Source organism: Bradyrhizobium sp. SZCCHNS1050 (assembly GCF_032484785.1).
Classification (GTDB): domain Bacteria; phylum Pseudomonadota; class Alphaproteobacteria; order Rhizobiales; family Xanthobacteraceae; genus Bradyrhizobium.
Window position 1 is genome coordinate 33,688 of record NZ_JAUETR010000003.1, and the last position, 15,240, is coordinate 48,927.

Here is a 15,240-nt window from a genome sequence, read left to right on the forward strand (position 1 = left end):
GTCGGGGAGGTGCGGCAGGGATCCGCAACCCGGAATCCTCGTGCGGCGGGCAGATTGAGGGAGAGCGGCGGATGCTGACCACGCATGAATTGCAGGAGCCGGGATCCCCCCTTTATCGCGTGGGGCGCTCCGGGGCGGGTCGCGATCGGCCGGAGGTCGATGCTGCCGCCCTGGCCGACGCCGCGATTCCCGACGACCTCGCGCGCGACGTCTATTGCGTCCTCGGAATACCGGTCGATGCCATCGGCATGCGCGGCGTACTGCGCCGCATCCGCGACGCTGCCCGACGCAGGAGCCGGCTTCTCATCTCGACTCCCAATCTCAACTTCCTGGTCGCCAGCCAGTCGAACAGGAGCTTCAGGGAGTCGCTGATCCTGAGCGATCTTTGCACGGTGGACGGCATGCCGGTGGTCTGGATCGCTAGGCTGCTTGGGATTCCGATCAAGAGCCGGACGGCCGGCGCCGATATCTTCGACGCGCTGAAGTCGGAGGCCGCGCCGGCAAACGCGCTGAAGCTCTTTCTTTTCGGTGGCCCGGAGGGGGCCGCCGAACGGGCCGCCCGGACGCTGAACGGCCAGTCGGCGGGATTGCAGTGCGTGGGCTGGTTGAACCCCGGCTATTTGTCGGCCGAGGAGTTGAGCCGGGATCACATCATCGACGAGATCAATGCCAGCGGGGCGGACTTCCTGGTTGCCTCGCTCAGCAGCGTGAAGGGACAATCATGGCTGCAGCGCAATCATGAGTGCCTCGAGATTCCAGTTCGCGCCCACCTCGGCGCCGCGCTCAACTTCCAGGCCGGGACGGTGAAGCGCGCACCGGCGATCCTGCGCCAATCAGGCTTCGAGTGGCTGTGGCGCATCAAGGAGGAGCCCTATCTCTGGCGCCGCTATTGGAACGATGGCACGGCGATGCTCGGCCTCATGCTCACCCACGTGTTGCCGTTCGTGGTGTGGACCTGGTGGATGCGCCGCACGCATGAGCGGGGTGAGGCGCTGACCATCACGCAGGACTATGGGACGCGCGCGGTCACGCTCAGCCTGTCGGGGCCCGCCGATGCGCGCCACGTAGACCGGGCCATTCCGGTGTTCCGCGCCGCTTCGGCGTCCCGCAAGCCGGTCACGATCGATTTCTCGAACGTCTGCGCCATGGATGCGCGCTTCCTCGGATTGCTGCTGATGCTGAGGAAGCAATTGGAAGCCCAGGGCTGTACCGCGACCTTCGTGGGCGTTTCGCCGCTGATGGCCCGCATCTTCCGCTTCGGCGGTCTGGACCAGCAATGAGAGGGGGAGGCCTGTCATCGGTCGCATCACGGCTTCAGCAGTCGGTGGTTCGATGATCGCCGCCGCGACGCTTGCCCGCGTTGCGAAGGATTGCCTGAGCCGTCAGTCCGACCGGCGCCCATCGGCTGACCGTCGCCCATGGAGCGACGTGTATTCGGAGATTGAGCGGTGAGCGCAGCAGGCCAGAAGAGGCGCGAGCTTCTGATCGACTTCTATCGAAGCTGCGCGATGTTGTTCGTATTCTATCATCACACGGCCAACGTCTTTCCGGACTCCGTCGATCTGTTCACGAAATTCAACCCCTTCGCCGAACTGTTCGTCGTGATCTCGGGGTTCATGGTCGGGTACGTCTATCTGCACAAGGAGAGGCACGGAGAGCTCCTCGCCCGCGGCTTGAAGGTGCTCGCCGCCTATTTCGTCATCTCGGTGCCGGTCGCGGTCGGCATGGCTGTTCTGGGGAACAAGCGAGAGCCGGTGGGGCAGGCGATTTTCGACGTGCTGACGTTTCAGTCCGAGCCGACCGCCATCACAATCCTCAAGTTCTACGGGCTGATGTTCCTGCTGCTGCCGGTGATCCTGCCGATGTTCAAGCGCGGCAGGCTCCTGGTGCTCGCGTCGTCGGCTGCGATCTTCGTGGCCTCCACCTGGTTCAGCAACACGAGCACGGCAGCCAAGCTCGAGAGTCCCGCCATCATTCTGTTGCTGTTCTCGCTCCAAGCGCAGATGTTCTTCGTGATCGGTATCTGGCTCGGAGATCTCCATCGGTCCAACCGCTTGATCGGACCCGCGTTCTATACGGCGCTGGCGGGGATCTTCACCTTCGGGCTGCTGCTCGATTACAGCCTCGGCTTTCCCAGCAACGGCGAAAAATACCCCTATCGGTTCGACAAGCTCCTCAACCTGCTTTGGACATTGCCGCTGCTGTTGGCGCTGCTGTGGGCGGTGTTCGCGCGCACCCGGCGATCGCCGGCGGTCTCGCTCATCCTCAACGTCGGCCAGAACTCGCTGATCGCGTTCCTCGGGTCGGAGGTGGTGCGGCAATCGGTCAAGCTCGCGCTCCTCCTGGGCGGCGTCCACCCGCAGGTTTACGGCCAGACCGTGATGGGCCTGTTCGATGTCGTCCTGGTCACCGCGGTGCTTTGGCTCTACCGGGCGCACTGGCTGAACCGCCAGACAATGCTGCACCCGCTCAGCGGGCCGTAGCCGCATCTTTCGCCTGAAAGTGTTGCCCTGATGCGCTTGTTCGAATCCTCCCGGGCGGCTTAGCTCATCGCTAACCAATGGCCGCTAGCCTCTCGAAACGCCCGAGGAGGCATGAACTGATGTGGGTGATCGCGCTTCATTTTACAGCCGGGGTGGTTGCCGGGACGATGTTCACGGTTCGCACGCTGCTGGCGCTCGCCGCGATCGTCTTCATGGAGTGCATCGCGGCGTCGATCATCAGCGGGCTGCCGGCCGTGCTCTATGCCGGCGCCGGTCTGATTGCAGTCCAGGTGGGCTATCTCTCGGGCGTCTATGTCCGCAGCGCTCTGGAGCGTGCCGGCATCGCCCATCCCTCCATTCGCCCCGAGCACCAGCGCTGACCGTCGATCGATTTCCGTTGCCGGCCGCGGCCCATGGCGCGCACCGGCCGGCGCGCGCTGATCGACCTACTCGGCCATCACGCTCCCGTAACGGGCGTAATATTTGTGGTTGTAGTAGTCGCCGAAATGATTGGCGTAGCGCTTCAGCGCCTTCATGTTCGTCTTGTTGAGCACGACGCCGAACAGAGCATCGTAGACGTTGGGAGCCGTGTTCAGCGCGTGCTCGACCACCTCGGCCGGCGTGCGCCCCCATTCCACGACGAGGACGAAGCTGTCGAGCAGCGCGGAGATGGCGCGCGCGTCGACAACGGGCGCGAGCGGCGGAAGATCGACGATGACGTAGTCATAGGCTGCCCGCAGCTGCTCGAACAGCTTGCGCATCTGCTCGTTGCCGAGGATGTCGCTGGTGTCGCGCTGCATGGCACCCGTTCCCGGCAGGAAATCCAGGCGCGTCAGCGGGTCGGTCCAGACTGCGTCTGCGAGCTGGCATCCTCCCAGGACGATGTCGGCGATCCCAGTGCTGGCATCGGGGGCCAGCATGGCGGAAAGCGACGGATTCCTGAGGTCGCAATCGACCACGATCACACGCTTGCCTGAATTTGCGATGAGCTGAGCCAGCGACGCGGCGATGATCGACTTGCCTTCGTTGGGCAGGGCGGACGTCAGTCCGAAGACCTTCCGCGACGTCGGGCTTGGATCCTGGTCGATGGCGACTTTCAACGAGCGGATGGATTCGGCGAAGCGCGATGTGGGCATGGCGGATGCGGCCCAGCAGGTTCCGGGGCCTCTCGTCACCATTCGCGGGCTGGAATCGGGTTCGACCTTGGAAACGGCGTTGACTGTCGCCTTCTTGGTGAACCGGTCGACCTCGCCTCGTTTGAGCAGAGGGACGACCGAGAGGCAGGGCAGGCGCAGGCGATCCTCGACCTGGTCGGTCGTCCGAAAGCTGCGGTCCTTGACTTCTGCGAGCAGGCCGAGGCCGCCGCCGAGCGCCAGGCCCCCGAACAGGCCGAGCGCCATCAGCACGATGGACTTCGGCTTGATCTTCTTCTTCGGCGGCGTGGCCGCTGAGATCACCCGCGCCTTCGCAATCGGGAAGGAGCCCTGCTGGACTGAGCCCATGTAGCGCTGAAGAAAGGTGTCGTAGAGCGTGCGATAGCTCTTGGCGCTGGTCTCCAGCTCGCGGAGGCTGAGCTCGGCCGCCCTGGTATCCTGCGACCGGACAACGGCCTGTGCAAGCTGCTTCTCGATCTCCTGCTGCTGCTGCTTGGACTCCTCGTAATCGTGCTTGGCGACGTCGGCAAGGCGCCGCACCTCGTCGACGATAGCCTGGCGGATGCTCTTCATCGTCGCGCGAATATTGACGACCGCGATATGATCCTTGCCATATTTGGCGGAATACTCGTACTCGCGCTTGGCGTTATCGAGGTATTGCTGACGCAAGCTGTTGATGATGAGCGTGCTGTTCGAATTGCTCAAGGAGAGACCGTCGGGCGGATTGACATTGCCGCTGAGCTCTGCCGGGGAGAAGTCGGAGACCGCGGCTACGCGGTCGATCGTCATATCGGCACTGCTCGTCGCGAGCATGTCGTCGAACCGATTGAGCCGGGTCATCAGCGAGGCGGTACGCGTGCGCACTGCCACCAGACGGTTGGTGAGCTCGGTGACCTGCTGCTGGTCCATGAACCTGCCGTCGGCCGAGACGATGTTGTACCGGCTTTTCAGCTCGTTCACGGAACGTTCGGTCGCGGTCGCGTCGTTGCCGAGATCCTGCAGGCGGTCGTGAAGCCAGGCGGTGATTGTGCGGTGCTCGTTCGCGTCCGCCTTCAACTGCTGATCGAAATACTCCTTGACGATGGCGTTGGCGATCATCGCCGCCCGATTGGGGTCGCTGGCGCTGAAATCGACCTCGACGACCGTGCTCGTGCCAATTCTGAAGGCGTTCATTCTGCGCTGGAATTCGTCGAGGAGATCGTCCATCGAGGGCGCGTTCGGCTGCGGCGCCGAACCCACGAGACGGCGAACCGCATCAACCGCACCATGCAGCGGGCTGGCTTTGCCGTTGAAGTCGGGATCGTCCGCCAGATTGAGCTTGTCGATGACCGCTGTCGCGATCGACTTCGATTTGAGAATCTCGATCTGCGATTCCATGTCGAGCGGCGGCTCGTCCTGAACGGGCGGTTGCGGCTGGACGACTGCGGCCTTCGAGGTGGTGCCCAGCATGATCTTGACGTCGGCCGAGTAGGTGGGCGGCAGGATTTTCAGCAGGGCGAAGCTCGCCAGGAGCGAAAGCACGGTGGTGATCGCAATCACCAGATAGTGCCGGCGCAGGAATCCCAGCGCCATGTCGAACGGTCCGGGTCCGCTACGTTCCCAACCTTGCTCCTGTGGGGAGGGGTAGGTAACCGTGCTCGCGTTGGGATTGTGCAGCATGTTTGTGGGGCTTTTCAGTTGCGCTTCGGACGTCAGAGCCGCCCGGTTTGCCTGCGAGAACGAGGATCTTGTTTTATAACCATTAAATGATCTGGGAGTGCCGCGCGATTTAATTTATATTAAATCTGATTTTGCTCAGCAAGTGGCTCTGCAAAATTAAATGTCGCCGGCGTGCAGGACATGCCTTGCGCCTGCGGCGGCCTTCTCGGCCGGCCAATGCCGGCGCCGCGGTCGGCCGCATACCGGTATTTAGCTGCCGCGTAACGGCTTGTAACAGTCGCTCCCGGCCCATTGCCAAGCTACGGGTTTTGGGCATCAGTCCTGGCGATGAGCATGCCTGCGGCCACGCTTTTGATGGTGGAGGACGACCCGGAGATCAGCCGGCTCGTCAGCGATTTCATGCGCCGGGAAGGGTTCGAGATCGAGGTCGCCGCCACGGCGCCGGCGATGGATGCCGTGCTGCGGCGGCTGCGGCCCGATCTCATCATTCTCGACCTGATGCTGCCGGGAGAGGACGGGCTTTCGATCTGCCGCCGGCTGCGGCAGAGCGACGACATTCCCATCCTGATGCTGTCGGCCAAGAGCGACGAGATCGATCGCGTGGTCGGGCTGGAGCTCGGCGCCGATGATTACATGGTCAAGCCGTTCGGGCCGCGCGAGCTATTGGCCCGCGTTCGGGCGCTGCTGCGGCGCACCCAGGCGAGCCCACCGCGTGACGCGAGCCGGCGTTTCGGTTTCGACCGGTTCGTACTCGACGTCGATGCCCGCAGCATCGAGATCGTGGATGCGCAGGCCGCGCCGGTCCAGCTGACCTCGGCGGAGTTCGACCTGCTCGCCTGCTTCGTGCAGCGGCCACGGCGGGTGTTGAGCCGCGACCAGATCCTGGACTGGACGCGCGGCCGCTCCGCCGAGCCGTTCGACCGCACCGTCGACATGCTGATCTCGCGGCTGCGGCGCAAGCTCGATGCCGCAAGCCCGGGAACGAACCTGATCACCACCGTCCGCAACGGCGGATACCTGTTCACGGCGACGGTGAGGCCGGTGGCGTGATGATGCGGCTGACGCTTGCGATGCGTATCGGCCTCATCGTCATCATTGGTCTGCTCGCGATCTGGATCGTCACCCTGGCGCGATTCTACCGCGCCCGGACCGCGGACCTCGAAGGCGCGACGCCGCCGCCGACGCGGCTGGCCGCGCTCGCCGAACTGATCGAACGAACACCCGGGGCTGAGCGGGGCAGGGTCGTCGATGCCGTGTCCTCTGACCGCTTCGAGGTCCGGCTGGTCGGACCCGACGCGGCGGTCCGCCTTCCGCGCACCGAGCCCGCGCCGGTCCGGTCCGGATTGCGCGACGCCTATGCCGGTGCGCTCGGTGCGCGCCCGCTGACAATCACCTTCGTGCCGGAGCCGGAGGGACGGTGGTTGCCCAGGCTCGCGCGGACGCCGCAGAATGCCCTGGAGTTTCGCATTGGCCTGAACGGCGGCGATGTTCTCGTCGTGGACTCGCGCGCGTCGCTGGTGCTGACCCAGCAGGGGCTGCCGATCGGCTTCGGCGCGGGCCTGTTCGGTACGCTGGTCGCGCTGTTTGCGCTCCTGATCATGCAGCGTGAGACGCGGCCGCTGGCGCGCTTGGCGGCCGCCGTCGACCGGGTCGACCCCGGCGGGGCGGCGGTGCCGCTGCCGGACGTTCGCCGCAATGCGCCCGAGGTTCGCGCCGTGGTGACGGCGTTCGGGCGACTGCAGGACCGGCTTGCCGATCTGATGCAGGCGCGCATGGCGCTGGTCGGCGGCATTGCTCACGACGTTCGCACCTTTGCCACGCGGCTGCGGCTGCGCGTCGACCAGATCCCGGATGACGCCGAGCGGCAGCGCGCCGTGATCGATATCTCCGACATGATCCGCCTGCTCGACGACGCGCTGCTTGCGAGCCGGGCGGGTGCCGGCGAACTGCCGCAGGAGCTCGTTGCCTTCGACGAACTGGTGCGCGCGGAGGTCGAGGATCGCCGCGCGCATCAGGCGCGGGTGCGCTTCGACCATGCAGGCGACGGGCGCGAGCAGCTGATGCTGGGCGACCGCGTCGCGCTGCGTCGTATCGTCGCCAACATCATCGACAACGCGCTCAAATATGGCGAGGCGGCGCATGTCTCGCTGCAACGCCAGCCGGAGCACGCCGTGCTGACGGTCGACGACGAAGGGCCGGGGATTCCCCGCGACCAGCGCAAGGCCATGCTGGAGCCGTTCACGCGCCTGGACACGTCGCGCAATCGCGGCACCGGCGGAGCCGGGCTCGGACTGGCGGTGGTGCGGACGCTGGTGGAGGCCCATCGCGGCAGCATCGCGATCACCGACGCGCCGCGCGGCGCCCGCATCGTCGTGCGGCTGCCGCTGTTTCTCGACGGGCCCGGCGACGTGCATTCCGATCTGACGTGATCGACGGCAGCGTCGCGATCGGGGCGCTGTCTTTAAGCGGTGGCAGCCCGTCGTTCTTCTCGTAAAAGTTGAGACGACGACGTAGCCGGTGGGAACGATGCGGCGGCCTCGTCTTCGCCTGACGCGATGTCGACGATGCGCCCGCTTGATGATCGCGTGGAGATTGTGATAGGTATTCGATGCATCCTCATTCCATCGCCACGCGGATTGAACTGGGCGTGGCGCCGATTTTGTAAACCCATAGTACCGAATGTCATTCAACCGCACGGGCCGCGCGGATCGCGGACCCGTGCGCCGATGGACGACGTCGTTCCGGCTCGCCCGGGCGAGAACGTCCGAGGTCAGGGGATCATCGACATGGCAGCAACAAAGACCCGCGTGGCGATATTGGGCGGCGGCATCGGCGCGTTGAGCGCGGCCTTCGCCTTGAGCGAGATCGATCCGCGCGGCGAGCGCTACGAGATCACTCTCTATCAGCTCGGTTGGCGTCTCGGGGGCAAGACCGCCAGCGGACGCAACGCCAAGCAGGGCCAGCGCATCGAGGAGCACGGACTGCATATCTGGGCCGGCTTCTACGAGAATGCCTTCACCATCCTGCGTGCCGCGCTGAAGGCACTCGATGCACCGCCGAGCGATCCGATCAGGACGATCGATGATGCGTTCAAGCGGCAGAACGAGATCTTCTACGCCGAGTATACCGACGGCCAATGGCTGCCCTGGCCGTTCTGGTTTCAGCCGGATGTCGATGAATCGGTCTATCCCGGCAGGGATAGCCTGTGGGCGCCCGCCGACAACATCGTGCCACCGCTCTCGACCCTGCTGCTGCGGACCATCGCGAGCATCATCTTCAACCTGAACTACTATCTCGAGGACTGGCCGGGCGACCAGAATGCCGAACTGGCGAAGGCGATCGCCGCCATGCCCGCCGAGCGGCGGGCCCGGCTGGCGGCCGTCTCGCCTGATGGCAAGGGCCATCCGCTGCTGCTGCTGGCCCACCGCGTCGGCGAGAAGCTGCACAGTGACGTCGAAGCGATCCGCCGCGATGCCCAGGGCGACATGGCGGCGCTGCTCCATGCGTTCCGCGGCATCGTCAAGGAGCACCAGACGATCGACGGCCTCGAGGAAGGCCTGCGCCGGCTGTTGATCCTCGCCAATCTTGGCATCTGCATGCTGCTCGGCATCATCGAGAACGACTGCCTGACGGACGGGCTGGAGGTTCTCGACAGATACGAATTCCGCAGCTTTCTGGCGCAGCAGGATGAAGAGGCCGCCAACAACGCCATCGTGACCGCTCTCTATGAATACATCTTCGCCTTTCGCAACGGCTCCCGCGAGCCGTCGCAGCAGCAGGTGTCGGCCTGCTCGGCCGTTCAGGGACTGCTGCGGCTGTTCTTCACCTACAAGGGGGCGTTCTTCTATAAATCCGTCGTTGGAATGGGGGATACGATCTGCACGCCGATCTACCAGCTCCTGGCGCGGCGCGGCGTGAACTTCAAGTTCTTTCACAAGGTCACGAGTCTCGAGCCGACCGAGGACGGCAGCAACATCGCGACCATCCACATCGACAAGCAGGTCGAGTTCGTCGATGGCAGATATGATCCGCTGGTCCTGGTGAAGGACTACTGGTGCTGGCCGTCCGAGCCCAAATGGCAGGAGATCGAGAATGGCGAGTACTACGCGCTGAAGGGCTACAATTTCGAGAACGCCTATGGTCCCCCCAACCCGCCGCAGCCGCCCCCGGCGGCCCGGCTCAGCCTGCAGCTCGGCGAGGATTTCGACCAGGTGGTCCTCGGCATCTCGGTCGGCGCGCTCGATGAGATCTGCCGGCCATTGATGCAGCAGAAGCCGGCCTGGGCCGACATGGTCGGCAATCTCCCCACCGTGCGCACGATGGCGCTGCAGCTCTGGCTCGACTGCGCGGTCGGAGATCTCGGAGGTCCCTATGTGGCGCCTGGACCGTCGCTCGAGACGATGGGACCGATCGTCACCACCTGCAAGCCGCCGCTCGACACCTATTCCGACATGTCGCAATTGCTGCCGGCCGAGGACTGGCCGGCGCCGGGGCCACGTTCGATCGCTTATTACTGCGCCATCATGAGTGACGACAGCGCGCCGAACGACGAGCAGCTTGCCGCGGACTATGTGAAGAACGCATCCAAGGACTGGATGACGTCCTGGCTCGATACGCTGTGGACCAACATCGGCAGCGGCAGCACGTTCCGCTGGGATCTCCTGCACGCGCCGAGCGACATCAGCGGATCGGCGCGGCTCGACTTCCAGTTCTGGCGTGCCAACATCAATCCGAGCGAGCGCTATGTGCTGAGCCTGCCGGGCACGCTGCGGCATCGCATGGAGCCCGGCAAGTCCGGCTACGACAATCTCTTCCTCGCCGGCGACTGGACCCGTGTGCCCGAGATCAACGCCGGATGCGTGGAGGTCGCGGCGATGTCCGGCCTTGCCGCCGCCTCGGCGCTGTCCGGCGTCTACATTCCGATCGTCTCGACCAGCCCCGAGCCGTACATCACCAACGCCTACGTCAACTACGCCGGATGGATCACGCTTCCGCCAGCGCCCTATATCTGCAACGACTCCACCTTTTACGGCTTCGCCGTGCCGGCCGACCTCGGCGCCTGCCAGCGATTCCTCGACCGCTCCTTCAACCGCGTCGCGGGCCGCGACCAGTTCCGCGTGATGCTGGACATGGCCTTCGTCAACGTCATCCAGGTGCGCAAGAGCCAGGCGGCCACGCCGCCGTTCGCGGAGCAGGGCACCATGTCCGAGACCGATGTCGGGCTGTGGCTCCTGGTCGGCAGCTATGAGCGCGGCGCGGTGCTGCCGAAAACGATCGGCTTCGTGCCGGCCTATCTGTTCGTCGACAATGCCTGGTCGGTCGTTGCGGGGCAGGAGGTCTGGGGCTTTCCCAAATATCACGCGACGATCGCCCAGCCCGGCAGCGCGCCATCGAACGATCCGTTCGACGTCTCGGGACTGGCGATTGCCTGCTACGGGCCGGAGGCCCATGCCTCCCAGCAGCGCATCATCCGAATCGAAGGCACGGCGGGATCGACCCCCACCGCGGCGGGCTCTCCGGCGGATGCATTCCGGCAGCTCTGTGCCGGGGCCGACCAAGAGCGAATGAAGCAGCTCACGACCGGGCCGGGCATGGCGTCGTTCCTGGGCGGCGTCTGGGGCCTGCCGATCCCCGTGTTCTATCTCAAGCAGGCGCGGTCGGCGGACAGTCTCACCGCGGCGAGCTACAAGACGCTGTTGAACGGCGCGCTCGACCTGACGGGGCTGCGCAGCTGGCAATTGCAGTCGGGCAACTGGTCGATCGAGATGAGCGCGCTCGATAGCCTGCCGTTCATTCGCGATCTCGGGCTCGGCACGCCCGTCGACGGCAAGCTCGTCCTGACCGCGACCACGCGCATCTGGGCCGAGATCGATTTCACCGTCGCCAGGGCCTGCCCCATGGCCTGAGCAGGTCGTCACGCCGATTGTCGCCTCGGCGCGTCATCGTCGATGGCGGCGAGCCGCGCCGCCGCGCGGCGCAGGAACGCCGACGCGCCCTGCGCCTCGGCGACCGCGACGGCCTCGCGTAGCGCGGCCGTCACCTGGCCCGGTGCGGTGTCGGGGAGGGCGGCCAGGATCTCGGCGCGCCGCCGATGCAGCGGCGACAGGAAATAGCCGTCGCCATAGCGCCGCGCGGCGTCGATCGCCGCGTCGATCGTCTGCATCGCTTCGGCCGTCTTGCCGACGATCAGTTGCAGACCGGCGACCTCGCCGAGATAGAAGCAGGAGAAATGCATCATGCCGAGCGTCTGGAACGCCGGCAACGCCTCAGATGCCGCCGCCAGCGCCTCGTCTGGAGTCCTGCCGAGATGGCCGCGGGCATGCGCCTGCAGGCTGCCCGCCACCAGCTGATAGAGCGGATAGCCATGGTCACGGCAGATGCGCAGGGCCTCCTCGGTGGCGAGGAGGACATCCTCGTAGTCGCCGCGTGCGAGCTGATAGAAGGCGAGCCACGACAGCGCCCAGGCGAGGTCGAACGGACGTCCGAGCCGGCGCGCATGTGCGATGAGATCGCTGGCGACGGCGGCCGCGCCGGCATCGTCGCCCATCGCATGCAGCACCTGCAGCAGCGAGGCCTGGCCGGCGACCAGCGGATCCTGAGAGGACAGTTGCGGCAGCCGCGCGCCGTCCGATGCCTGATAGAGCTGCACCGCGGCGGCCAGCAGCCGGCGCGCGGCGGGGAGGTCGCCTCTGGCGAAGAGAATGTAGCCCAACGCAACGCCGCTCTCGATGCGATGCTCGGGAAGGCCGGTCTGCTCGCCGATTCCCAGGCACAGATGCGCCATCTCCTCGGCACCATCGAGATCGCCCGCGATGATCAGGAAACTGCAGATGCCGCGCAGCACGGCGAACAGGCCGGCGGTGTTGCCGAGTGCGTCGCAAATCGCCCGTGCCTCGGACAGCGCCTTGCCGACCTCGGGCACGGTGTAGCCGCGCGAGGCGGCGAGGCTGACGGCAAGCCCGATCAGGAGCTCGAGCTCCAAGTCGGCGCGCTCGCCGTCGGCGGATTGATGACGCAGCAGGTCGAGCGCCGTTTGCAGATGTCGCGCCGCTTCGACATGCGCGGCGCGCGAGGCGGCACGCCGGCCCGCGTCCGCCCATAGCGGGATGGCTTCGGCGATCGCGCCACTCTCGGTGAAATGGTAGGCCAGCAACTCCGGCTCGGTGTCCCGCGTCTCGGGAAAGCGATCGCGCAGCACCGCGGCGATCCTGCCGTGCAATGTCTGGCGTTCGCGCCGGAGCAGGGACTCGTAGGCGGCGTCGCGGATCAACGCGTGCTTGAACGTGTAGAGGCTGTCGGGCGGTGCGCCGCTGCTCTCCACGAGGCCGGACTTGACGAGCTGATCCAGGCTCTCGCCGAGCCTGGCTTCGGGCTCCGCCACGATGGCCGACAACAGATCGTAGCTGAAGCGGCGGCCGATGGCGGCACCGAGATTGGCAATCCGGCGTGCCGGCCCCAACCGGTCGAGCCGCGCAACCAGGGAGTCCTGCAGCGAGGCAGGAATGGCCACGCTCGCATGGCCGTCCCGTGCGGGCGCCGCGGAGGCTTCGACGACGTACTTCGCCAGCTCTTCCAGGAACAGCGGAATGCCTTCGCCCCGGTTGACGATCTGGCGTAGCGTCGCTGCCGGCAGCGCGGCCGAGGCGGCCACATGGGTGCAGATCCGCTCGGCGTCGCCGTGACTCAATCGCCCGAGCGGGAGCCGCGTGACCTTCGGGCTCGCGGCCCAGGGCGGCTCATATTCGAGCCGGGCCGTGACCACGATCAGCCAGCGGCGTTGCGCGGCGCGCTGGATCGCCCGATCGAGCAGCTCGAGCGTGGTCGTGTCGCTCCAATGCGCGTCTTCCAGCACCAGCAGCGCAGGCCCGGTCGGCACCATCATGTCGATCAGCCGGAGCAGCGTCTCCCGCGTGACCTCCGAGCGCTTCTCGACGGTCATCGTCTGCAGCGGATTGTCCGGTTCGGGCGCGACGCCAAGGACGTCGGCGAGCACGGCGCGCGCGGTGGTGTCGGTGACGCCGTGCGCGTTCATGAAGCGATCGAGCTTGTCGCGGCGCGTCGCCGCGCCGTCGGTGCGGTCGAAGCCGGCGATGAGCGCGAGCTGTTCCGAGATCGGATACAGCACGCTGTCACAACGGGTGGGGCTGCAGTGCCAGATCATCTGCAGCTGGGAGACGTCGGCCACGCGCCGCCGCAGCTCCTCGACCAGCCGCGACTTGCCGATGCCCGGCTCGCCATGGAGCAGCACCACCTGTCCGCTGCCGAACCGCGCCGCCGCCCAGCAATCGAACAGACGCGCCAGCTCCTGGTCGCGCCCGACCAGGGGGGAGCTTTCGCCGCGGATGCGGGCGTGGAAACGGCTCGCGACGGCGGCTTCTTCCAGCACCTCGAACGCCTCGACCGGTGCGGCGAAGCCCTTCAGCGCGAACGTGCCGAGATCGCGGAAGTCGAACATGCCGCGCGCGATGCGCTCGGTCGTCCGGGCCACGACGATGCTGTCGGGGGCGGCGATCGATTGCAGCCGCGCCGCGAGATTCGGCGTCTCGCCGACGATGTCGACCGGGCGGCCGTCGGCGCGGGGCATGAGGTCGCTGACCACGACGAGGCCGGTGGCAATGCCGATGCGCAGACGCAGTGGCTGGCCTTGCGGGGCATCGAGCCGGCCGACGGCGTCGCGCAGCGCGATGGCGGCGCGGATCGCGGTGGCCGCATCGTCTTCCCCCGCACGCGGATAGCCGAAATAAGCGAGCACGCCGTCGCCGGCATATTGCGTGATGGCGCCGCCATGCCGGCCGATGACGTTTTCGCAGGTCGTCAGGAAGGCGTCGATGACGCTGGTCATATCTTCCGGATCGAGCCTGACGGTGAGCGAGACGGAGCCGACGAGATCGCAGATCAGCGCCGTCACCTGCCGCCGCTCGGCGCGATGCATGCCGAGCAGGCGCGAACTCGTCGTCGTATCGGATGACGGTTGTCGCAACACCCCGCCACACCCGCCGCAGACATCCGAGCCCGGTGGATTGGGCCGGCCACAGGTTTCACAATCCATCTGCGTTCGGGCTCCCGGACACGGCTACGGAATGCGAATGAGCGCGAAGCGCGGAGCTGGCGATGCGGGCGCGATCGCGGCGCCCGTATCGACCGACGTCGCGCGCCGAGCGCGAAGCATCGGTTTGCGGTACTGGCATTTCGCGTGCGACCAGGACCGGCTGATCATACTCAACTCATAGCGCATTCGTGGCAGGGTAGCAACGGTGCCGCCATACTCGCGATGGCTCCGGGGAGCGGGGACGATATCGGACGGCTCCCCCGGGTGTCCTCGATGCTGGCGGGACCGTTCAAGCCTGCGACGATTTGACATCAATGTGAAACATCAGGTTGCCTCCCCTGCGGACAGGCGCGCGTGATCGCGCCATCCCGCGGCGGGCGACCCGTCCGGGTGATGCATCGTGAAGCCCTCGCGAAGCGTGAGGGCGCAGGGAGAGCCGGACCTCGACTGAGGCCCGTGGCCCGCCTGCGAAAAAAATGCAGGCGGCAGGTACCACAGGTCAGCCGGAAACCCGGCCCTCCCTGCGCGATGGCTTTAACGGCTGCTTCGCGTTCTCCCTGGTGCGCCGGGCTTTCTGGCCACCATCCCCACGCGAAGCGAAGCCTCAACGTGAGTTGATATCAGCATCGGGATATCAGGACCGCGCGACTTGACCGTGCGTGGCGAATTGTTCGTCGGCGCGAGCAACCCGCGCTGCAATCCACCACGCCCACCGCTCCCCGCCTCGCGTCTCGTGACGACCGCGATACGCCCCTCATCTCGAGACGGGATGCGGGAATAGAACCATGATTTCCGAAAAAACGAAAGAGAAATATTTTCGGCGCGGGGACTGGACAGGCCAAATCAGCTTGATCGCGCAGCGGAAATCAGTTTCCCGGCGCATTGAGCATCCAGG

General features: G+C 66.0%; 8 protein-coding genes. 6 read left to right on the forward strand and 2 right to left on the reverse strand.

Annotated elements, in window-relative coordinates; translation table 11 throughout:
- The first annotated feature begins 71 nt into the window (after positions 1-71).
- The 3 genes from QX094_RS32210 (at position 72) to QX094_RS32220 (ending at position 2,863) form a co-directional block, all read left to right on the forward strand.
- Positions 72-1,280 carry a WecB/TagA/CpsF family glycosyltransferase gene (locus tag QX094_RS32210; protein ID WP_315717406.1) on the forward strand — a complete coding sequence of 403 codons (1,209 nt, stop codon included), beginning with the start codon at positions 72-74 and terminating at the stop codon, positions 1,278-1,280.
- Positions 1,281-1,448: 168 nt separating this feature from the next.
- Complete coding sequence (gene opgC / locus QX094_RS32215) at positions 1,449-2,483, forward strand: OpgC domain-containing protein (protein WP_315717407.1); 1,035 nt, start codon at positions 1,449-1,451, stop codon at positions 2,481-2,483.
- Between the two features lie 119 nt (positions 2,484-2,602).
- Positions 2,603-2,863, forward strand: coding sequence for a hypothetical protein (locus QX094_RS32220; protein ID WP_315717408.1), 261 nt, complete (start codon positions 2,603-2,605; stop codon positions 2,861-2,863).
- 66 nt (positions 2,864-2,929) lie between these two features.
- Here QX094_RS32220 and QX094_RS32225 read toward each other — a convergent pair whose 3' ends face one another.
- The gene (locus QX094_RS32225) at positions 2,930-5,209 is read right to left on the reverse strand and encodes a polysaccharide biosynthesis tyrosine autokinase (protein ID WP_315717409.1); all 2,280 of its coding nucleotides are present in this window, start codon (positions 5,207-5,209) and stop codon (positions 2,930-2,932) included.
- A gap of 414 nt (positions 5,210-5,623) precedes the next feature.
- Between QX094_RS32225 and QX094_RS32230 the strand changes: the two genes are divergently transcribed.
- From QX094_RS32230 to QX094_RS32240, 3 genes are all read left to right on the forward strand, one after another.
- Positions 5,624-6,346, forward strand: a complete 723-nt coding sequence (locus tag QX094_RS32230) for a response regulator transcription factor (protein WP_316175882.1) — start codon at positions 5,624-5,626, stop codon at positions 6,344-6,346.
- The gene (locus QX094_RS32235; protein ID WP_315752601.1) at positions 6,346-7,725 is read left to right on the forward strand and encodes an ATP-binding protein; all 1,380 of its coding nucleotides are present in this window, start codon (positions 6,346-6,348) and stop codon (positions 7,723-7,725) included. Before QX094_RS32230 ends, QX094_RS32235 begins: the two co-directional genes overlap by 1 nt.
- A 357-nt stretch (positions 7,726-8,082) precedes the next feature.
- A complete protein-coding gene (locus QX094_RS32240; RefSeq protein ID WP_316184440.1) occupies positions 8,083-11,202 on the forward strand; it encodes an NAD(P)-binding protein in 3,120 nt (1,039 codons plus the stop codon).
- Positions 11,203-11,210: 8 nt separating this feature from the next.
- On the opposite strand, the gene QX094_RS32245 is transcribed toward QX094_RS32240, so the two are convergent.
- Positions 11,211-14,279, reverse strand: a complete 3,069-nt coding sequence (locus QX094_RS32245) for an ATP-binding protein (protein ID WP_315827768.1) — start codon at positions 14,277-14,279, stop codon at positions 11,211-11,213.
- Positions 14,280-15,240 lie beyond the last annotated feature (961 nt).